The organism is Curvibacter sp. CHRR-16, from assembly GCF_018474005.1.
Taxonomy (GTDB): Bacteria; Pseudomonadota; Gammaproteobacteria; order Burkholderiales; family Burkholderiaceae_C; genus Allorhodoferax.
Window position 1 is genome coordinate 308,172 of the sequence record NZ_JAHCSH010000005.1, and the last position, 19,886, is coordinate 328,057.

Annotated in this window: 17 protein-coding genes; 12 read left to right on the forward strand and 5 right to left on the reverse strand. The window is 59.9% G+C overall.

Features of this window, described 5'->3' with window-relative positions; all coding sequences use genetic code 11:
- Positions 1-24: 24 nt before the first annotated feature.
- The 7 genes from KIK84_RS13225 to amaB all read left to right on the forward strand — a co-directional run bounded on the left by KIK84_RS13225 (position 25) and on the right by amaB (position 6,773).
- Positions 25-318 carry a helix-turn-helix domain-containing protein gene (locus tag KIK84_RS13225; protein ID WP_214123564.1) on the forward strand — a complete coding sequence of 98 codons (294 nt, stop codon included), beginning with the start codon at positions 25-27 and terminating at the stop codon, positions 316-318.
- A gap of 90 nt (positions 319-408) precedes the next feature.
- Positions 409-903, forward strand: a complete 495-nt coding sequence (locus KIK84_RS13230; protein ID WP_214123565.1) for an HAD domain-containing protein — start codon at positions 409-411, stop codon at positions 901-903.
- A 54-nt stretch (positions 904-957) separates the two neighbouring features.
- Positions 958-1,914: a site-specific integrase gene (locus tag KIK84_RS13235; RefSeq protein ID WP_214123566.1), complete on the forward strand. Its 957-nt coding sequence runs from the start codon at positions 958-960 to the stop codon at positions 1,912-1,914.
- On the forward strand, positions 1,874-3,106 hold the full coding sequence (locus tag KIK84_RS13240; protein ID WP_214123567.1) for a hypothetical protein: 1,233 nt from the start codon (positions 1,874-1,876) through the stop codon (positions 3,104-3,106). The genes KIK84_RS13235 and KIK84_RS13240 overlap by 41 nt, the downstream gene beginning before the upstream one ends.
- A gap of 10 nt (positions 3,107-3,116) precedes the next feature.
- Positions 3,117-3,881 (forward strand): hypothetical protein, encoded by a 765-nt coding sequence (locus KIK84_RS13245; protein WP_214123568.1) that lies wholly within the window; start codon positions 3,117-3,119, stop codon positions 3,879-3,881.
- Between the two features lie 261 nt (positions 3,882-4,142).
- On the forward strand, positions 4,143-5,237 hold the full coding sequence (locus tag KIK84_RS13250; RefSeq protein WP_214123569.1) for a saccharopine dehydrogenase family protein: 1,095 nt from the start codon (positions 4,143-4,145) through the stop codon (positions 5,235-5,237).
- Positions 5,238-5,252: 15 nt separating this feature from the next.
- Complete coding sequence (gene amaB, locus KIK84_RS13255) at positions 5,253-6,773, forward strand: L-piperidine-6-carboxylate dehydrogenase (protein ID WP_214123570.1); 1,521 nt, start codon at positions 5,253-5,255, stop codon at positions 6,771-6,773.
- Positions 6,774-6,792: 19 nt separating this feature from the next.
- On the opposite strand, the gene KIK84_RS13260 is transcribed toward amaB, so the two are convergent.
- From KIK84_RS13260 to KIK84_RS13275, 4 genes are read right to left on the reverse strand one after another with little or no spacing between them, the layout of a single operon-like run.
- Positions 6,793-7,767, reverse strand: coding sequence for an alpha/beta hydrolase (locus KIK84_RS13260; protein WP_214123571.1), 975 nt, complete (start codon positions 7,765-7,767; stop codon positions 6,793-6,795).
- 17 nt (positions 7,768-7,784) lie between these two features.
- Complete coding sequence (locus KIK84_RS13265) at positions 7,785-8,861, reverse strand: patatin-like phospholipase domain-containing protein (RefSeq protein WP_214123572.1); 1,077 nt, start codon at positions 8,859-8,861, stop codon at positions 7,785-7,787.
- A gap of 14 nt (positions 8,862-8,875) precedes the next feature.
- Positions 8,876-9,682, reverse strand: a complete 807-nt coding sequence (locus KIK84_RS13270) for an HDOD domain-containing protein (protein ID WP_214123573.1) — start codon at positions 9,680-9,682, stop codon at positions 8,876-8,878.
- A gap of 30 nt (positions 9,683-9,712) precedes the next feature.
- Positions 9,713-12,124 carry a Tex family protein gene (locus KIK84_RS13275; protein ID WP_214123574.1) on the reverse strand — a complete coding sequence of 804 codons (2,412 nt, stop codon included), beginning with the start codon at positions 12,122-12,124 and terminating at the stop codon, positions 9,713-9,715.
- 219 nt (positions 12,125-12,343) lie between these two features.
- Between KIK84_RS13275 and KIK84_RS13280 the strand changes: the two genes are divergently transcribed.
- Positions 12,344-13,858 carry a Fic family protein gene (locus KIK84_RS13280; RefSeq protein ID WP_214123575.1) on the forward strand — a complete coding sequence of 505 codons (1,515 nt, stop codon included), beginning with the start codon at positions 12,344-12,346 and terminating at the stop codon, positions 13,856-13,858.
- A gap of 77 nt (positions 13,859-13,935) precedes the next feature.
- On the opposite strand, the gene katG is transcribed toward KIK84_RS13280, so the two are convergent.
- Complete coding sequence (gene katG / locus KIK84_RS13285; RefSeq protein WP_214123576.1) at positions 13,936-16,107, reverse strand: catalase/peroxidase HPI; 2,172 nt, start codon at positions 16,105-16,107, stop codon at positions 13,936-13,938.
- 334 nt (positions 16,108-16,441) lie between these two features.
- Between katG and KIK84_RS13290 the strand changes: the two genes are divergently transcribed.
- The 4 genes from KIK84_RS13290 to KIK84_RS13305 are packed head-to-tail and all read left to right on the forward strand — an operon-like array spanning position 16,442 to position 19,297.
- On the forward strand, positions 16,442-17,230 hold the full coding sequence (locus KIK84_RS13290; protein WP_214123577.1) for a transporter substrate-binding domain-containing protein: 789 nt from the start codon (positions 16,442-16,444) through the stop codon (positions 17,228-17,230).
- A gap of 3 nt (positions 17,231-17,233) precedes the next feature.
- Positions 17,234-17,914: an amino acid ABC transporter permease gene (locus KIK84_RS13295; protein WP_214123578.1), complete on the forward strand. Its 681-nt coding sequence runs from the start codon at positions 17,234-17,236 to the stop codon at positions 17,912-17,914.
- 2 nt (positions 17,915-17,916) lie between these two features.
- A complete protein-coding gene (locus tag KIK84_RS13300) occupies positions 17,917-18,567 on the forward strand; it encodes an amino acid ABC transporter permease (RefSeq protein WP_214123579.1) in 651 nt (216 codons plus the stop codon).
- On the forward strand, positions 18,557-19,297 hold the full coding sequence (locus KIK84_RS13305) for an amino acid ABC transporter ATP-binding protein (protein ID WP_349815931.1): 741 nt from the start codon (positions 18,557-18,559) through the stop codon (positions 19,295-19,297). The genes KIK84_RS13300 and KIK84_RS13305 overlap by 11 nt, the downstream gene beginning before the upstream one ends.
- The last annotated feature ends 589 nt before the right edge of the window (positions 19,298-19,886 follow it).

The window sequence follows — 19,886 nt, forward strand, 5'->3', positions numbered from 1 at the left end:
GTCATTGCTAATTAATCGGTGAGCATGTCAAATGCCACCAAACCACGAAACAACTTCGCCACCGCGCTACGATCCGTCCGTCGCTCCAAGGGGTTGAGCCAGGAGGCTTTTGGCCTGGTTTCAAGCCGAACTTATGTCAGTACCCTGGAGAGAAAGATCCAATCTCCAACGCTGAATAAGGTGGATGTCTTGGCGGAAGTCTTGGGCGTTCATCCTTTGACCCTGCTCGCCAGGTCCTACCTCCGTAAGACGGACGCAACCTCGGTGGACAAGGTGTTGGCCCTCGTCGCCACCCAGATTTCGGAGCTCGACAAGTAGCTATTCGTAATTCTGGAAAGTCCAAACGCGCGGTGCTTTCCATGGAGCCAGGCTGTATAGACTAGTGCAGTCGCCATCGGAAGCACCGCCATGCTCTATTCAAGCCCAAGCCACAGGGCAACTGCAGCCGTACAAGTTATTTTTCTGGATTTTGATGGGGTGATGCACCCTGAGTTTTGCCATGAATCCAAGCACTTTGTGCACCTGGATATCTTTGAGGCGGTGATGCGTACAGCCCCCCACGTTGAGCTGGTGATTTCCAGCACATGGCGCTACAAACGATCCTTGGAAGAACTCAAAGCCTTGTTTTCGGACGATGTGGCGGCGCGGATAGTTGGCGCTACGCCGCCATACGCACAGCTGGAGGATGTTCCCGATGTGCTGGTTGGCTATGAGCGCGAGGCCGAATGCAGGAATTGGTTGGAGCAACATGGACGCACAACACGAGAGTGGCTGGCCGTGGATGACCGGTCCTGGAATTTCCGCCCCTTCAATCCCCATGTTTTCCTTGTGGACGGAGATGTGGGACTGGATGTGAGCGCTGCAGCGAAACTTGCGGCCCGCATCCATGGTGCATTGGCCTGATCATTGCTGTCACGGTTACTGTAATGTCTGTCCGAAGCACTACCGACTGATGCCATGAGCAACGTTGACGACTATCTCAAAGCCGCGGAACGCCAGAACACGCTGTTGAGCTACGCCTCAGCGATCCGGCATTTTGAGGAGGAATGGAAAGGCCTGTTGCCGGCCAGCAGCGATGCCATTGCCCGATACCTGGCGGACTATGCGGCCACGCTATCAGGAAACACGCTGCGCCACAGGCTGGCAGCGCTGTCACGGTGGCACCTGGACCAAGGCTTTGCCGATCCGACCAAGACCACCACCATCCGGCAACTTCTCAAGGGCATCCGCACCGTGCACAACACCCCGGAAAACCGGGCGCGGCCACTGGATCTGGAGGTCTTGGAGCGGGTGGACGGTTGGCTGGTGGAAAGCATTGAACGGTCCCAGCGTCAAGGTGACAACGCTTCGACGCTGAGATTCACCCGTGACCGCAGTCTGATTCTGTTGGGGTTCTGGCGCGGATTCCGGTCTGATGAGTTGGTCCGCCTCACTGTTGAAAACGTCCAAATCGTGTCTACCGAGGGGATGACCTGCTACCTCGAGCGCAGCAAAGGTGACCGTCAGACCTTGGGCAAGACCTACAAATGCCCATCCTTGTCCAGACTGTGCCCGGTAACGGCATTTGCCCAGTGGGTCGCACTGGCCAAGCTTGAGCATGGACCGGTGTACAGGGGTGTTGATCGGTGGGGCCACCTGTCGAGTAAAGCCATGCATCCCAACAGCCTGATTCCGCTGCTGCGCACCATGTTGTCCCTAGCGGGTGTACCGGAAGTGAAGGAGTACAGCAGTCACTCTTTGCGGCGCGGCTTTGCCGGCTGGGCCCGCGCCAGTGGGTGGGATATCAAGGACCTGATGGAATACGTGGGGTGGCAGGACATCAAGTCGGCCATGCGCTATCTGGATACACCAGACGCTGAATTGCAGAACAGGTTTGAGCAAGGTCTACAGAAGGGCAACCCCAAGAATGAGTAGAAAAATACCTGCAAAGTTGCTTCAGCAGATCTATCACGCTCTTTCTGAAAAGAATCGCCGCTTCGGTGACTTTGCCCAATACGCGCCTCTCGATGACATCATCGTTGCGCGCGGGTGGGTCTACAACATTGAGTTGGAGGAATTGCTTCTTGCAACAGATTCGCGGGTTGCGCATCTGGACCTGAATCGGTTGACGGAATACCTTGAGATCCCATGGCGCACGGTTTACAAACGTCCACGGTACCTGTCCGCCGGTGCTGTGGCCATCAATGCGCTCACTCTGGCCGACGCAGCATGCCTGTTTGTTCGGATGGAGGAAATGGGGTTTGACAGTCATCCCGAGCGCTTGGTCGAGCATGGGCTCCGTGCCCAAAGGGACCTGACGCATATCACGGATAGCGAATGGACTTTGCTGTCTTACCCGAAGCGGCGCCTGAAAGAAGAGTTTTTTGCCCAATCGGATGGGCAGAACGATGATGGGGAGTGGGTGCCACACAACTGGAAAGACGCGCAGGGACGCCACATCGAATTCACCTTGGTAGGGAAACTGCCCCACCTATTGACGGTTAGAGGGCCCAAGTACAGAAGGCCTGCGCCCCAGGTAAGCACCACCTGTCCAACCTGTGGATGCCGCTATACCAAGGGCGACCCGGAAGGCGCGCTGTTTCACCGGTCAGAACATGCCCGGGTAATGCGGTTCATGAATCCGCGGCCACTCGCAGCGTTTCAGACCAGACTGGAAAAGCATGCCGATCCAGAGTTGGTGATCGGTGATTCACCCATATGGATGCACCGAGAGGTCCATCAACGCGCGCTCCAGTTCAAACGCGAATTTCAGTACGACTTCCTTCAATGGGAAGGGTCCCTAAGGAAAAAGAACCTTCGCCCGGAAAGTCACGGCTATCTGTTCGCGGATCACACTGACACATATGGGCCAGGCACGGCAATAGGTGCCTGCGCCTTCTGGCATGAAGGTGAGAAATGGCGGATGCGTTGGATCTGGGTGTGTCCATCCATGCGTCGCACTGGAGTCTTGGCCAAGCGTTGGGCAGAGTTTCTGCAACGGTACGGTGATTTTGAAATCGACACACCGCTGTCAGAAGCCATGGCGGTGTTTGTGAAAAAGCATGGTACTGCGAAGCAAAAACAGTATTTGCAGGCCCAGCCACCGACCGACTCCTCTGACCTGTAGCCATACCAATATGCAGTTGCCACTCGCACCGAGCCACGAAGAAATCGTCACCAAGTTCAATGTGGAGATTCTGAAGTCTCCAGGTGATCTAGTTCTGAGAAACGGCGATATCGCGGTGACCAAAAGCGGCGATCTGATGCTGAACAACGAGCACTACAGCGCGATGCGTCGGTTTGTCAGTGCATGGCGATTCAACGCGCCCATGCTCAAGTCACTTTTTGACCTGACCATGGTCGTCAGTTCGCGGTCCCAGGACTTGAAAAGAAGCCTGGACCAGGGTGTCGACTACCGACGTGATCCGAGTCAAAAACCATTTCCGCCCGGCTCGACATCTTTCAAACGTAGGTTCGCGTTGACCGAGGAAATCGCCGCCAATATGTTGGGTTCTGAGTCCTGCGCCGGCGCAATACTGCTGAACTTGACGGGTTTCCTCCAAGCTCTGAAAGATGACATCAATGCAGGTCGCCTCGACTGGGAGGGCACTGCGCCATTGATCCATGGGCATTCAGTGGGGGTTATTTTGGTTGCGACCTCAAATTACTTTCGGCATTGGGACGAGTGGAGAAAAACCTCGCCGCCGACAACCAGACAGGCAACGTCGATGGATGTTCTGAACGCCGTTTTACACAGTGCCGGGTTGAAGCAGCGCAACCATCGACTCATGGGGGTCGAGGGGATATGCACAAAGATCTTGGATGTTCTGAGCGATGGTGATTTCGAAATACTCTCTGAGAGGGTCTTCGCATTCGCCAATGGGTTGAAGCCCGGCCCATAGGCGGCAGCTTGGAGCGATCCGCAAAATTAGGGTTTACCCTTGCCTTAAATCGCTACAAATTGCACCGAAACCGAGATCACCCCGTGTCGCTGGTGCTCTTGCGGTGCTCCATGGAAAACCCTTGTGTTATTGATTTCGTCAAATTTACTCGACGAATCGTCAGTTCAGAAAGAAATTACGTCGAACTTGCAATTTCTTTCGTCAGCGCCTTTGCCTAGACTTCACTCAAATCAAGCTTCCAACTATTGAAAGGACTTCCCCATGAAAGTCGCACTGCTTGGCGCTGGACACATTGGCCAGACCATCGCCCGCCTGCTGCACGCCACGGGCGATTACCAGGTCACCGTGATCGACAAGAACCCCAATTACCTGGGCGTACTAGCCGCCGAGGGCATTGCCACCGCCAAGGTCGACACCGAGAACCAGGCCGCTTTGGCGGCCCAGCTGCGTGGCAAAAATGTGGTGGTCAACGCACTGCCCTACCACTTGGCCATCACCGCTGCCACACTGGCATTGGAGTGCGGCTGTCACTACTTTGACCTGACCGAGGACGTGGCCGCTACCAAGGCCATCAAGGATCTGGCCAAGAACGCCAAGACCGCCTTCATGCCGCAATGCGGACTAGCGCCGGGCTTCATCGGCATCGTGGCCCACCACCTAGCCAAGCAGTTTGACGAGGTGCGTGATGTGCAGATGCGCGTCGGCGCACTGCCTGCCTTCCCGACCAACAAGCTCAAGTACAACCTGACCTGGTCGGTCGACGGACTGATCAACGAGTATTGCCACCCCTGCGAGGCTATCCACGGTGGCGAGTTCATCTCGGCCCTGCCGCTGGAAGGCCTGGAGCACTTCAGCCTAGACGGCACCGAATACGAGGCCTTCAATACCTCGGGTGGCCTAGGCACCCTGTGCGAGACCTGGGCCGGCAAGGTACGCAACCTGGACTACAAGACCGTGCGCTACCCTGGCCACCGCGACCTGATGCAGTTCCTGCTGGAAGACCTGGCACTGGCCAGCGACCAAGACAAGCTGAAGGACATCATGCGCAAGTCGATGCCCGCCACCATGCAGGACGTGGTGCTGGTCTTTGTGACCGTCTCGGGCATGAAGAACGGCACCCTCTTGCAGGAAGTCTTCGCCCGCAAGATTTTTGCCGAGCGTGATGCCAAAGCGCCGCTGTCGGCCATCCAAATCACCACCGCTGCTGGCATTTGCGCCGCGGTAGACCTGTTCCGTGAGGGCAAACTGCCACAGTCGGGCTTCATCCGCCAGGAGGAGGTCGAGCTGCCAGTCTTCCTGGACAACCGCTTCGGCAAGGCTTATCAGCAGTCGCGTCAGGTCGAATCACTTGGCTGAATGGACAATTGCGTCATGAACACTCAACAAATCCCCAACCTGCTGAACGCCTGTGGCGTTCCCGCTGCAGCCTATACCGGCGGCACCCTGAAGGTTCGTTCGCCAATCGACGGCTCCGCCATCGGCGCAGTGCATCAGGCCACGGCCGATGACATGCACGCAGCCGTCACGCGCGCGCACACCGCCTTCTTGGCTTGGCGTGCTGTGCCCGCACCCAAACGCGGCGAGTTGGTGCGCCTGTTCGGCGAAGAGCTGCGCGCCCACAAAACCGATCTGGCGCGCCTGGTTTCTATCGAGGCCGGCAAGATCGCCAGCGAGGGCGAGGGTGAAGTCCAAGAGATGATCGACATCTGCGACTTCGCGGTCGGCCTGTCGCGTCAACTGCATGGCCTGACCATCGCCAGCGAGCGTCCTGGCCACCGCATGATGGAGCAGTACCTGCCGCTGGGTGTGGTGGGCATCATCTCGGCCTTCAACTTCCCCGTCGCCGTGTGGGCCTGGAACTCGGCACTGGCCCTGGTCTGTGGCGACACCTGCGTCTGGAAGCCCAGCGAGAAGACGCCGCTGACCGCGCTGGCCACGCAGGCCCTGTTCGACAAGGCTCTGGCGCGCTACACGGCCACGGGCTTCGCGGCCCCGTCCCATCTGACGCAAACGCTCAACGGCGGCGCAGCCGTGGGCGAGGCCCTGGTCGATGATCCCAAGGTGGCACTGGTCTCGGCCACCGGCTCGACCCGCATGGGCCGCGCGGTCGGTCCGCGCGTGGCGGCGCGCTTTGGCCGCTGCCTGCTGGAGCTGGGCGGCAACAACGCCATCATCGTGACCCCTAGCGCCGACCTGGACCTGGCGGTGCGCGGCATCCTGTTCGGCGCCTACGGCACGGCAGGCCAGCGCTGCACGACCACGCGCCGCGTGATCGCGCACGAGAGCATCCATGATGAGCTGGCCATTCGCCTGGACCGCGCGCGCGCCCAGCTCAAGATCGGCAGCCCCATCGAAGCTGGTCACCTGATCGGCCCGCTGATCGACCAGCAGGCCTTCGACGCCATGCAGGCCGCGCTGGCCGCTGCCCGTGACCAAGGCGGGCTGGTCAGCGGTGGTGCCCGCGCACTGGTCGACCAGTACCCGAAGGCTTGGTATGCCGAGCCGGCCCTGGTGCGTATGCCCGCGCAGACCGAGATCGTCAAGCACGAGACCTTCGCGCCTATCCTGTACACGCTGAAGTACAAGTCGTTGGACGAAGCCATCGCGCTGCAAAACGAGGTGCCGCAAGGCCTGTCCTCGGCAATCTTCACCAATGACCTGCGCGAGGCTGAACTGTTCATGTCAGCGTCCGGCTCGGATTGCGGCATCGCCAACGTCAACATCGGCACCTCGGGCGCCGAGATCGGTGGGGCCTTTGGCGGCGAGAAGGAGACCGGCGGTGGCCGCGAGTCGGGTTCCGATGCGTGGAAGGCGTATATGCGCCGCACCACCAACACGGTGAACTACTCGCGCGAATTGCCGCTGGCGCAAGGCGTCAAATTCGATATTTAAACATCCCCTGAGACACCCTTCAGCCCAAGGCTTGCCGCAGCGCCTTGGCAGCCTCTTGGTGTGCTTGCTGGGCCGTGGCAATGGCACGGCCCATTTTCATGAACTCGTGCACCACACCGCGGTAGATTTCCAGCTCCACTGGCACCCCGGCCATGCGCAGCTTGTCGGCGTAGGCAATTCCTTCATCCACTAGCGGGTCGCATTCGGCCAAGCCCATCCATACCGGGGCCACGCCGCTCAAGTCGGCCTCCAAGCCATCGTCTGTCACCCCATCCAGTGGGGCAAAGCGCCAGTCATTGCGGTCGGCTGGGCTGCGGATGTATTGCTCAAAAAAATACGTCACCAAATCGGCATCGAGCAAAAAGCCCTTGGCAAACTGGTGGTGCGAGGCACTGTTTTGGTGCCCCATCAGCCCCGGGTAGAGCAGCAACTGCAGCGCCAGAGGCACACCGGCATCGCGCGCGGCAATGGCACAGGCTGCCGCCAGCGTGCCCCCTGCACTGTCGCCGCCCACCGCCATGCGCTGCCCATCCAGCGCCCACTGGCTGCCAAGCTGGCCAATGGCTTGCACGCTGTCCCATGCGTCCTCAAACGCGGTGGGAAAGCGGTGCTCCGGTGCCAATCGGTAGTCCACCGACACCACCGCACAGCCCGACAAATGCGCCAAACGGCGGCACAAGCCATCGTGCGTGTCCAAGCCCCCCACCACAAAGCCGCCGCCATGGAAGTACACCAGCACGGGCAGCACACCCGGCACATCGGCGTACACGCGGGCAGCAATTGGGCTGCCATCGCGCATGGGCAAGCTAATGTCTTGCACACGCTGGATTTTTTGCACGGCAGGCTCCAGCACATTGGCTGCAGCGGCATAGGCGGCGCGAGCTTGCTGCGGCGTCATGGCCTGCATGGGCACGCGCTCTACGCGGTGCAAGCGCTCTAGCACTCCGCGCATGGCAGGGCTGAGCAAAGCGTGGGGATTGGGGTGGTGTCCCATAGCAAATACGGTGCGGCTTACAGGGCTTGCACACGGCCCATGTCGGGCTGGTGCACCCATTGGGCGAATTCATCGGCCAACTGCTGACTGGCCGCCACCGCCTCTTGCCAGAGCTTGGCGCGGCCTTGCCAATCGTTGCCAAAGCGCATGAAGTCGGTGCGATCGGGCAGCTTGCCACCGGGCAACTGTGCTACCCACGCCGGGTTGGGTGCCAGCAAGAGCGTGGTGTCCAAAAAATGCGTGGCCTTGTGCCGCCAGCGCAGGGCTTTGTCCAGCCAGCCTGGCACCACGTGGCGCTGGAAATGCGGGTACAGCACCAGTCCATCGGACTGCGCGGCGTAGTTCAGGTGCAGGTGGTAGTCGGTAATGCCACCGTCCCAGTAGGCCCCTGTCGGCGCACCCGGTATATGGTGCACCGCCTGCAAGTAAAACGGGATGGAGCAACTGGCCAGCACGGCTGCGTGAAAGTTGTGCGGCTGCAGCGCCAGGTGGCGGGTGGGATAGTCGCTCGCCACAAATGGCAGGGGCGATTGCCCAGCAGAAAACACCACCCGCTCCAGCCACACGCCCAAGGCGCGGCGGTGTACGGCATTGCTGACAAAGGCCCCCAGATAGCCCGCTGGCGTGCGCCAGCGCTGCTCACGCCCCAGCACATGCCGTCCGCGCGATGTGACCACGTGCAAGCGCCAGCGCGGGTGCTGCAACAACTGCTCCACTTGCCCAGCGCTGAAAAAGCCGTGCAATTCTTGGGCAAAGTCACGTGTCACAACGGACGCAGGCACGCGCTTTTGCCCCGGCTCCAGTTCGTAGTGCTGGTGGATGTAGTCGTGCTCCAAGCGCTCAAATGCGGCCTCTACATCACCCATACAGGCCGCTGCCATGCGCCATGAGCCAATGGATGCACCTATCAAATCAACGGGTTGCGCACTGTTGGCCAACCAATGGCCAAAAATAAAACGATCCAGCCGCCCCAGCATCAGCCCCTTGGGGCCGCCCGCCGCAGCGGCCACGGTGCGCACCATATGGGGCTGCAGCCCTTCTTGCTGCAAGCGGCGCAGGGCCTTGGGGCCAGCATACAGATTCAGGGCATGCATAGGGAATCAAAACATCAGGAGTGAACAATCCAGTCAAACGGGTCTTGGCGCATCACCGTTTCCAAGTTCAAACCCAGCGCAACACCCACGGTATCGGGGTAGCTCACCACAATGGCTTTTTCGGACAACTGCGCCAACTCGGCACGGGCGCGCCAGGTGGCCAAATGGATGACCCCTGCCAACGGCTCATAAACCCCGTGGTCAAAGGGCGCCGGCTGATGCTCCAGTGCATCCACGATGGCCTGTGGCAATCCCCACTGCTCGGCATAGCCAGCACTCACCGCCGCAAAGCAGTAGCCCAGCTTGTGGCGCTCGTAGTGGGTACGGCGCAAATCCAGAGGTGCTGCGTGGTTACTGATTTCTGCGCACACCGCAGGGATATTCAGGTGCATGCCCAATTCACCCATGGCGTGCAGCAAACCAGCGGTGAAGGCGTGCTGCGGGTTTTGGCGCGACAGCCCAGCCAAACTGCGCGATAAGCGCGCCACATGCAGGCTGTAATGCCAAAACTCTTGCAGCACGATACCCGGCACCGCCTTGAGCGAGGCGGCACTGGCCGCCTCTTGCGCCATGGTGCGTACGTGGCTCAAGTCCAGCAGCGCCAAGGCCTGCGTGACACTGCCCACCTCCGCCTGCATGCCAAAGGCATCGCTATTGGCCAGTCGCAGCAGGCGCGCTGTCAGCGCTGGATCGGTGCTGATCAGTTGGTTGATGCGGTTGAGGTCTATATGCGGCTTGCCCAACTCGTTGAGCAACAGCGCCACCACCTTGGGTACGCTGGGTATGGTGAAAGGCTGTTGCAGCAGTTGGTCGAGTTGCATGGCCGCTCAATAGAAAGACATCACCCCATCTTAGCGCTTGAGCTTGGCAAAAGCAGCCGCCATGGCCGATTGGCCTGCCCCATCGTCGCGCCCCTGCTTGCCACCGCCGTGGCTGCGCTCGTTGCGGCTGGCGGGTTGGTAGCGGTTGTCACCACCACGGTCACCGCGTCCAGCACCATCGCGGCTGCCCGCTGGGGCGGCCCCAATCTTCATGGACAGCGAAATGCGCTTGCGCGCCACATCCACTTCCAGCACCTGCACTTTCACGATGTCGCCCGTCTTGACCACCTCGCGTGCATCGTTCACAAACTTGTGCGCCAACTGGCTCACGTGCACCAGTCCGTCTTGGTGCACGCCCAAGTCCACAAAGGCCCCAAACTGCGCCACGTTGCTCACGGTGCCTTCCAAGACCATGCCTTCCTTGAGGTCGACGATGTCTTCCACGCCGTCGTTGAAGCGCGCCACCTTGAAGTCCGGGCGCGGGTCGCGGCCGGGTTTTTCCAGCTCACCCAAAATGTCTTTGACCGTGATCACGCCAAACTGCTCGTTGGCAAACAGCTCTGGGCGCAGGGTTTTGAGCATGTCGGCGCGGCCCATCACCTCGGTAATGGGTTTGCCCCCCGTCTTGCTCAAAATTTGCTCCACCACCGGATAGGTTTCGGGGTGAACGCCCGTCATGTCCAGCGGGTTGCTGCCGCCGCGAATGCGCAAAAAGCCCGCCGCTTGTTCAAAGGTCTTGGGCCCCAGGCCCGTCACCTTGAGCAAATCCTGGCGGCTGCCAAACGCGCCGTTGGACTCGCGCCAGCGCACCACCGCCTTGGCGACAGTGCCCGACAGGCCCGACACGCGGCTGAGCAGCGGCACGCTGGCCGTGTTCAGGTCTACGCCGACCGAGTTCACGCAATCTTCCACCACCGCGTCCAGCGTGCGCGCCAGCTCGCTCTGGTTCACGTCGTGCTGGTACTGGCCCACGCCAATGCTCTTGGGGTCAATCTTCACCAGCTCGGCCAGCGGGTCTTGCAGGCGGCGGGCAATGGAGGCCGCACCGCGCAGGCTCACGTCCACATCGGGCATTTCTTGGCTGGCAAACTCGGACGCGCTGTACACCGACGCCCCTGCCTCGCTCACCACCACTTTCTCGATGGTGCGCTCGGCCTTGGCCGCTAGCTTGATGAGGTCTGCAGCCAGCTTGTCGGTCTCGCGGCTGGCGGTGCCGTTGCCAATGGCGATCAGGTTCACGCCGTGCTTTTCGCACAGCTTGGCCAGCGTGAAGAGGGAGCCTTCCCAGTCGCGCTTGGGCTCATGGGGGTAGACGGTGGCGGTATCCACCAGCTTGCCCGTGGCATCGACCACGGCCACCTTCACGCCCGTGCGGATGCCGGGATCCAAGCCCATCACCACACGCGGGCCAGCGGGAGCCGCCAGCAGCAGGTCGCGCAGGTTGTCGCCAAACACCTTAATCGCCACCTTCTCCGCCTCCTCGCGCAGGCGGGTGAACAAGTCGCGCTCGGTCGAGAGGCTCAATTTCACCTTCCATGTCCACGCCACGCACTTGCGCAGCAGGTCGTCGGCGGCGCGGCCTTGGTGGCTCCAGCCCAGCTTGAGGGCGATGCGGCCTTCGGCCAAAGAGGGTTGGCTTGCTATTCTTTTTGTAGCTGCCACAGCTTGTCCCACGGGCTCTGCAGCCGAAATAGCCTCAGGTGTGATGAGCTTCACATCCAAAATATCTTGCGCCCTGCCCCGGAACACCGCCAGCGCCCGGTGGCTGGGTACGCGGCCAATGGGCTCGTCGTAGTCGAAATAGTCGCGGAACTTGGCCACATCGGGGTCGTTCTCGTTCTTGCCAGCCATCAGCTTGCTTTGCAGCAGGCCTTCCGTCCACAGCCATTCGCGCAGGTCTTGCACCAGCGCTGGGTCTTCGGCCCAGCGCTCGCTCAGGATGTCGCGCACCCCGTCCAGCACCGCTTGCACGGTGGTGAAGTCGTCCCCGGCTTCGGTCTTGGCAGCCAGCACATAGGGCTGGGCAGCGTCTTGTGGGTTCAGCGCAGGGTTGGCCAGCAGTGCATCGGCCAGTGGTTCAATGCCTGCTTCGCGGGCAATCATGCCCTTGGTGCGGCGCTTGGGCTTGAAGGGCAGGTAAATGTCTTCCACCTCTTGCTTGGTCGCGGCGGCGGCCACTGCGGCCACCAGCGCGGGGGTGAGCTTGCCCTGCTCCTCGATGCTCTTGAGCACCGCTTGCTTGCGCTCGGTCAGCTCGCGCAGGTAGCCCAAGCGCGTGTCCAGCTCGCGCAACTGCACATCGTCCAGCCCGCCAGTTACTTCTTTGCGGTAGCGGGCAATAAACGGCACGGTAGCCCCGCCGTCCAGCAAAGCCACAGCGGCTTCGACTTGGGCCACACGGACCTGGAGTTCTTGCGCGATCTGCGCAACGATGGATTGCATCACCATAGAGCTGACAAAGGTGGTTAAAAAACAAGGGCGCGAGTGTGCCACAGCCTGCAGCCAAGGCTGGTGCCATCTGCAAGTTCGACATGCTCATCGCATAACATGTTGTATCGAACAGTCAACCAAGAATCTAAAGAAAAAATCTTGAAATTTCCAGTTTCTGATAATAATTTCAAAATCCTGAAGATTTTTTCTTGCTAAAGGGACTGTGCAGAAATGAGTGAAGTTGGCTACGCTTGGATACAGAGCGCACTGGCAGCCCCTGACTTTTTGGGTGCGCGGCGGGCACGGTTGGCATCGATAAGCCGTGTCGAGCGTGCTGCCGATGGCAGTTTGCTGGTACCGCACAAGCTAAAGCCTGAGCCTACCCTGCTGCAACACGCACTGTTCGCCCTCAAGTACGAGGGAGTTGAGTTGGGGCTGCTACTGCACACGCTGCAGCAGGTGTCGCCGCAAGACTTGTCGGCACTGGTGCTGGCCGCCCCCAACAGCATGTATGGGCGCAAGCTGGGCTATTTGTGGGAGCGCTGGCACGGGCGCAAGTTACCGGGCTTGGATGCGCTGCAGGTGGCGGCAGCTTATGTGCCGCTGTTTGACCCGGATGCCTATTTTGTAGGGTCGCCCCAGCGGGACTCGCGTTGGCGCATGGAGTACAACGGCTTGGGTGAGTGGGACTTTTGCCCAGTTGTGCGCAAGACGCCTGCTATAGCGGAGCTGGTGCAGCAAAACATACTGCAACAGGCGCAGGTGTTTGCCCAGTCGGTAGGGCAAGCGATGTTGGAGCGGGCATTGGCATGGGCCTACCTGAGTGAGACGGAAGGCTCGTTTGCCATAGAGGGCGAGGCACCCAGCCACAGCAAGGCCACTTTATTTGCAGCACTACTGCGGCGTGCACATGATCAGCGCCCCATCACACAGGAGATGCTGGTGGAGCTGCAAAACGCAGCCATATCCAATCCGTTTGACAAGGCGGTGCAGTTCCGCACCGAGCAAAATCGCCTGCAACGCGACGTGCGGGGCGCTGCTGGTGTGACGTATGTGCCACCTGCGCCGGATTTGGCTGCGCAGCTGATGCAGGGGTTGATGCGTTTTGGCAATCAACGCCCCGCAACGCTGGATGCACTGGTTCACGCAGCAGTGGTGTCGTTTGCTTTTGTGTTTATTCACCCGTTTATGGATGGCAATGGGCGTTTGTCGCGCTTTTTAATTCACCACTGCTTGGGACAGTCTGGCTTGCTGCCACAGCAGTTTTTGTTGCCTATCTCGGTGTCCATGAAGCGGCACGAAAGCGCCTATTTGCAGGCGCTAACGGCATTTAGCAAACCGGCGCGTGCGCTGTGCGAAGTGCAGTGGGCGGGGGATGAGCACTACAGCTACGAGTGGGCGAGCGGCGCAGCCATTTGGTTCAGAACCATGGACTTGACCGAGGCGGTGGCCTTTACGCTGGAGATGGCGCAGGCTTCGCTGAGTACGCACTTGCGTGAGGAAGTGGAGTTCTTGGCGCTGTTTGACCGGGTACAGCGCTACATAGATGCGCGCTACGACCTGCGCAACAGCGACCTGAGCACGCTGATTGTGACCATCCACCAAAACGGGGGCACGCTGTCGAACAACCGCCGCAAGCGCTTTGCCGAGCGGGTACAGGCCCATGTACTGGATGCCATAGAGCAAGCGGTGCAACGGGCTATGAAAGGGCGCGCACTAGACACCGAGACAGACGACGAAGTCTGAGGGAATGGCGAAAGCATCAAAGCCCCCTGCTCTGTGTTGGCACAACAGAGACAAAGGGCTAATGCTTCTAGCGCGGCTTACAGATCAAAACGATCCGCGTTCATGACCTTGACCCAAGCGGCGACAAAGTCCTTGACCATTTTTTCGCGGTTGTCGTCTTGGGCATACACCTCGGCGTAGGCACGCAGAATCGAGTTGGAGCCAAACACCAAATCCACCCGTGTAGCCGTCCACTTGGTTTTGCCGCTGCTGCGCTCGACGATGTCGTAGCTGTTGCGCCCGGTGGGCTTCCAGCTGTAGTTCATGTCGGTCAGGTTGACGAAAAAGTCGTTGCTCAGCACACCGGGGCGGTCGGTGAACACGCCATGCAAGCTGCCGCCGTGGTTGGTGCCCAGCACACGCATGCCTCCCAGCAACACCGTCATTTCCGCCGCAGTCAGCCCCATCAACTGGGCGCGGTCTAGCAGCAGTTCTTCCGGTTTGACGGCGTAGTGCTGTTTGAGCCAGTTGCGGAAACCATCGGCCACGGGTTCGAGCACAGCAAACGACTCGGCATCGGTCTGCGCTGGACTGGCGTCACCGCGTCCAGGGGCAAACGGCACGCCCACGGAAAAACCCGCTGCTTGGGCAGCTTGCTCCACGCCCACGTTGCCACCGAGCACGATCACATCGGCCACGCTGGCACCCGTGCTGGCTGCAATCTGCTCGTACACGGCCAGCACCTTGGCCAGACGTGGTGGCTCGTTGCCAGCCCAGTCTTTTTGCGGGGCCAGGCGTATGCGCGCTCCGTTGGCACCGCCACGGTGGTCCGAGCTGCGGTAGGTGCGGGCGCTGTCCCACGCGGTACTGACCAGTTCCGCCACCGTGAAACCAGCAGCGGCAATCTGGGCCTTCACAGCCGCCATGTCATAGGTGCGTGAACCGGCTGGCACAGGGTCTTGCCAAATAAGGTCTTCCTTGGGCACTTCGGGGCCTATGTAGCGGGCTTTGGGCCCCATGTCACGGTGGGTCAGCTTGAACCAAGCGCGGGCAAACACGTCGTCAAAGTAAGCCTGATCGGCAGCGAAACGCTCGGAAATCTTGCGGTACGCTGGGTCGAACTTGAGCGCCATGTCGGCATCGGTCATGACGGGCATGGTGCGGATGCTGGGGTCTTCCACGTCCACGGGCATGTCTTCGCTGCGGATTTGCACGGGCTTGTACTGCCATGCGCCTGCCGGGCTCTTGGTCAGCTCCCAGTCGTGGCTGAGCAGCATCTTGAAGTAACCGTTGTCCCATTGCGTGGGGTGAGTCGTCCATGCGCCCTCTATACCGCTGGTCACGGTGTCGCGGCCTACGCCACGGCCTTGGTGGTTCATCCAACCAAAGCCTTGGTCGGCAATGTCAGCGCCTTCGGGTGCTGGGCCGAGTTTGCCCGCATCGCCGTTGCCGTGGGCTTTACCAACGGTGTGGCCGCCAGCGGTCAGTGCAACGGTTTCTTCGTCATTCATGGCCATGCGGGCGAATGTCACGCGCATGTCTTGGGCGGTTTTGAGTGGGTCAGGCTTGCCGTCCACGCCTTCGGGGTTCACGTAAATGAGGCCCATCATCACCGCAGCGAGCGGATTCTCCAGTTCGCGCTCACCGCTGTAGCGGCTGCCCTCCCCGCCGCTCTTGGCCAGCCATTCTTTTTCAGAGCCCCAGTAAATGTCTTTCTCGGGGTGCCAAATGTCTTCACGGCCAAAAGCAAAGCCAAAGGTCTTGAAGCCCATGGATTCGTAGGCCACGTTGCCCGCCAGAACGATCAGGTCGGCCCAACTGATGCGATTGCCGTATTTTTTCTTAATGGGCCAGAGCAAGCGGCGTGCTTTGTCCAAGTTGCCGTTGTCAGGCCACGAATTGAGGGGGGCAAAGCGCTGGTTGCCCGTGCCGGCACCACCGCGCCCATCGGCTATGCGGTAAGTGCCTGCAGCGTGCCAGGCCATGCGGATCATCAAGCCACCGTAGTGACCCCAGTCTGCAGGCCACCAAGGCTGGCTATCGGTCATCAAGGCGGTCAGGTCTTTCTTGAGCGCGGCAACGTCGAGTTTTTTCACTTCCTCGCGGTAGTTCAAGCTGGGCAGCGGGTTGGTCTTGCTGTCGTGCTGGTGGAGGATGTCCAGGTTGAGCGATTGCGGCCACCAAGCTTGGGCTTGGTTGGCGTGGGTGGCCGTGGCATTGGCGCCGTGCATCACGGGGCATTGGCCGGAAGTGCTGGTTTTGTGGTCCATGGGGTGCTCCTGCGGGTAGTTGTGGAATATGAAAAAGAACGCGACACGCTCAGTAAGCCAAAGCCATACAGGCCAGCATGGTCGCTAAGCGGAACCACCCACTGGACTCTTGCAAGTCGGTGTGTGGATCTATCTGGCTAAAGGGTTTCATGGCAGCTCCTTGTGTGAAGGTGCGCTTATTCTTGATCGACCTATCAATATGCTCAACTCAATTAATTAAATCTATTCAATAGCCTTGCCCTATGGTCTGCCAGGCGGCATGCACCAAGATGGCACAGCCCTTGCTTAGCAAGCACCGTGTTTTCTTCGCAATTGAAAGAATGGAAAGGTATTTATGTTGCAACGCCGCGCGCTGATCGCTTCTTTGGGTTTATTGGGTTTGGTGGCCAGTGGGTCAGCTTGGGCTGATGACGCTCTGACCCGTGTGATGGGCAAAAAGCAAATCACCATCGCCATCCCTACCGACTTTCCCCCCTATGGCTTTGTCGGTGTTGATCTCCAACCCCAAGGTTTGGACATCGACATGGCCAAGCTGATCGCCACCAAGCTGGGCGTCAAGATTGAACTGGTGCCCGTGACCAGCGCCAACCGCATCCCTTATCTGCAAACCGGCAAAGCCGATTTGGTCATCTCCACCCTGGGCAAGAACCCAGAGCGTGAGAAGGTCATCGACTTCACCGCCGCTTACTCGCCTTTCTTTCAAGCCGTGTTTGCCAACAAGTCGGTCGCCATCAAGGGCGTAGCCGACCTGAGCGGCAAGACAGTGGCCGTGACCCGTGGTGCAATCGAAGACTTGGAGTTGACCAAGATTGCCCCGGCCAACGCCGACATCAAACGCTTTGAAGACAACAACGCCACTGTGGCCGCCTTTGTGTCGGGCCAAGTGCAAGTGCTGGCCACTGGTGCCTCGGTGGCTGGCAACATGATGGCGCGCAACCCACAACTGGGTGCTGAGTACAAATTCACACTCAAAGACTCGCCCAACTTCATTGGCGTAGCCAAGGGTGAAGACAAGCTGCGCCTGAAGGTCAACGAAATCATTGTCGCGGCCAAATCGGCTGGCGAATTGGACAAGCTGGCCCAGAAGTGGCTGAGCCGCCCCGCTGGCACCCTGCCCGAATAAGCCATGGTGCAACTGGACTTTGCCGCCGTTTTGGTGGAGTGGCCCCAGCTATTGCGTGGGGCGGGCGTGACGCTGCTGCTCACGGGCATCAGCGCCACCCTGGGCTGCTCGTTGGGCGTAGCCGCCGGATGGGCGCGCGCCAACGGCCCCAAGCCACTGGCTTGGCTGGTGGCGACCTACGTGGAGCTGATCCGCAACACGCCGTTCGTGGTGCAGCTATTCTTTTTGTTTTTCGGCTTGCCCAGTCTGGGCTTGCGCCTCACACCCGAGATCGCCTCGGTACTGGCCATGATCATCAACTTGGGGGCCTACACCGCCGAGATCACCCGGGCTGGCATCGAAGCCACGCCCAAAGGGCAAATAGAAGCCGCCCACAGCCTGGCCATGAACGGCTGGCAAACCTTTGTGCATGTGGTGCTGCCACCTGCTCTGGCACGGGTCTGGCCTGCGCTGGTGGGGCAAATCATCATCGTCATGCTGGGCTCTGCGGTGTGCGGACAAATCTCCACCCCCGAGGTGAGCTACGTGGCCAACCTGATCCAAAGCCGCAACTTCCGCGCGTTTGAGTCCTACCTCATCGTCACGGCCATTTACCTGCTGCTGGCCATTGCCGTGCGCAAACTGCTCAACTGGGCAGGGCCGCGGTTTTTGCTGGGCCACGCCCCCAGCCAACGGAGGACTTGAGCATGGTCGAATTCACCCTCTGGGACATAGTGCGCAACCTGCTGATAGCCGCACAGTGGACGGTTTATTTATCGCTGCTGGCCTTTGTAGGCGGTGCTGCGGTGGGCTTGGCTCTGCTGCTGGCGCGCCTGCGCGGCGCGGCTTGGGTGCAGCGTGGCTTGGATGCTTACATCCAGCTTTTCCAAGGCACCCCCCTGCTCATGCAGTTATTTTTGGCTTACTTTGGCCTGTCATTGGCGGGGCTGGATGTGTCTGCTTGGACGGCTGCTGCACTGGCGCTCACGCTCTACAGCAGCGCCTACATGACCGACATTTGGCGCGGTTGCGTGCAAGCCATCCCCCGTGGCCAGTGGGAAGCCGCCCAAAGCTTGGCGCTGGACATGGGGCAGACGCTGCGCCATGTGGTGGGGCCGCAGGCCCTGCGCATCGCCATTGCGCCTACCGTGGGCTTTTTGGTGCAGGTCATCAAAGGCACCGCCTTGGCCTCGGTCATTGGCTTTGTGGAGCTGACCAAAGCGGGTTCCATGATCAGCAACGCCACCTTTGCCCCATTCAAGGTGTACGCCTGCGTGGCCTTGTTCTATTTTGTTTTGTGCTGGCCCCTGTCGGCCTGCAGTCGCATGCTTGAGAGGAAATTGCGCCGTGCCCACTGAACCCATCGTCTCCATCCGCCAGCTCACCAAGCACTTTGGCAGCAACCAAGTGCTCAAGGGCATCGATCTGGACGTGCAGCCCGGCGAAGTCGTGGTCATCATTGGCAAAAGCGGCTCGGGCAAAAGTACCTTGCTGCGCTGCATCAACGGACTGGAAACCTTCGGTGGTGGCAGTCTGCAAGTAGCCCAGCAAGCGCTGCAACACAAGGACAAAAAAGCCATGTTGGCACTGCGCCAGAAGGTGGGCATGATTTTTCAGGGCTTTCACCTCTTTCCGCACCTCAGTGCCGGGCGCAACGTCATGCTGGCCCCCACGCTGGTCAAACACAGCGACAAAACGCAAGCCCAAGAACAAGCACGCCAACTGCTGGCGCGCGTGGGCTTGCAAGACAAGTTCGATGCATGGCCCGACCAACTGTCGGGCGGTCAGCAGCAACGCGTAGCCATTGCCCGTGCACTGGCCATGAACCCCAGCGTGGTGTTGTGTGACGAAATCACCTCGGCCTTGGATCCTGAACTGGTGGGCGAAGTGCTGCGCGTAGTGGAACAACTGGCTGAGGAAGGCATGACGCTCATCATGGTCACCCACGAAATGGGCTTTGCCAAAAAAGTGGCTGATCGCGTGGTCTTTATGCACGCCGGTCGCATCCACGAGATGGGCCACCCCAGCGAACTTTTTACCAACCCGCAGACTGCAGAATTACAGCAGTTCTTAGCCGCTTTGCATTAATTCACGCCCTACAATCCCCCGTTAGAGTGAACATTTCATGACCGAGGACACGAATGCCCATCCCAGATTTCAGCCCCACTCCAACCAACGTATCTGGGCGCAGCACTGCCATCTGGGGCACTGCCTTGTTTGTAAGCTGGTTGTGGTTGCTCATGGCCATGCTGCAGCTGCACAGTGTCAGTACCGCTCCTGCAGGAAAAGAGACACTGGCAGCACTGGAGTCGGCATGGACGCATGCCACGGTGGCTTTATTTTTTACCGCTACGCTAACGATAGCGTCAATTACCATTATACGCCAAACGTGGCTACGTTCGTTGGGGGCAACGCCAGCAGCGGTACAAACATTGGCCCAACAGGTCACCCAAGGCCACTGGCAAATGTCGCATGCGCCACAGCCAGGTTTGGTAGCCACAGGTTCAGCCATGGCCAGCCTGCAAACCATGCAAAACCGTTTGGCCGACTTGGCGAGCGAAATACGCAGCCAGGTGGAAACCGTGGCCACCGAAACCGTGCGCTTGGCCAGCAATAACCTGGAAGTGGCCAACAGCTTAGGCCAGCAAAGCGAACTGCTGCAACAAGGCAACGATGT

Excerpts from the sequence above, each read along its gene's own strand:
- KIK84_RS13275 (WP_214123574.1), bottom strand. The coding sequence starts at position 12,124 with ATGCAATCCATCGTTGCGCAGATCGCGCAAGAACTCCAGGTCCGTGTG.
- katG (WP_214123576.1), bottom strand. The coding sequence starts at position 16,107 with ATGGACCACAAAACCAGCACTTCCGGCCAATGCCCCGTGATGCACGGC.
- KIK84_RS13245 (WP_214123568.1), top strand. The coding sequence starts at position 3,117 with ATGCAGTTGCCACTCGCACCGAGCCACGAAGAAATCGTCACCAAGTTC.
- amaB (WP_214123570.1), top strand. The coding sequence starts at position 5,253 with ATGAACACTCAACAAATCCCCAACCTGCTGAACGCCTGTGGCGTTCCC.
- KIK84_RS13265 (WP_214123572.1), bottom strand. The coding sequence starts at position 8,861 with ATGCATGCCCTGAATCTGTATGCTGGCCCCAAGGCCCTGCGCCGCTTG.
- KIK84_RS13260 (WP_214123571.1), bottom strand. The coding sequence starts at position 7,767 with ATGGGACACCACCCCAATCCCCACGCTTTGCTCAGCCCTGCCATGCGC.
- KIK84_RS13230 (WP_214123565.1), top strand. The coding sequence starts at position 409 with ATGCTCTATTCAAGCCCAAGCCACAGGGCAACTGCAGCCGTACAAGTT.
- KIK84_RS13290 (WP_214123577.1), top strand. The coding sequence starts at position 16,442 with ATGTTGCAACGCCGCGCGCTGATCGCTTCTTTGGGTTTATTGGGTTTG.
- KIK84_RS13235 (WP_214123566.1), top strand. The coding sequence starts at position 958 with ATGAGCAACGTTGACGACTATCTCAAAGCCGCGGAACGCCAGAACACG.
- KIK84_RS13225 (WP_214123564.1), top strand. The coding sequence starts at position 25 with ATGTCAAATGCCACCAAACCACGAAACAACTTCGCCACCGCGCTACGA.
- KIK84_RS13300 (WP_214123579.1), top strand. The coding sequence starts at position 17,917 with ATGGTCGAATTCACCCTCTGGGACATAGTGCGCAACCTGCTGATAGCC.
- KIK84_RS13280 (WP_214123575.1), top strand. The coding sequence starts at position 12,344 with ATGAGTGAAGTTGGCTACGCTTGGATACAGAGCGCACTGGCAGCCCCT.
- KIK84_RS13250 (WP_214123569.1), top strand. The coding sequence starts at position 4,143 with ATGAAAGTCGCACTGCTTGGCGCTGGACACATTGGCCAGACCATCGCC.
- KIK84_RS13295 (WP_214123578.1), top strand. The coding sequence starts at position 17,234 with ATGGTGCAACTGGACTTTGCCGCCGTTTTGGTGGAGTGGCCCCAGCTA.
- KIK84_RS13270 (WP_214123573.1), bottom strand. The coding sequence starts at position 9,682 with ATGCAACTCGACCAACTGCTGCAACAGCCTTTCACCATACCCAGCGTA.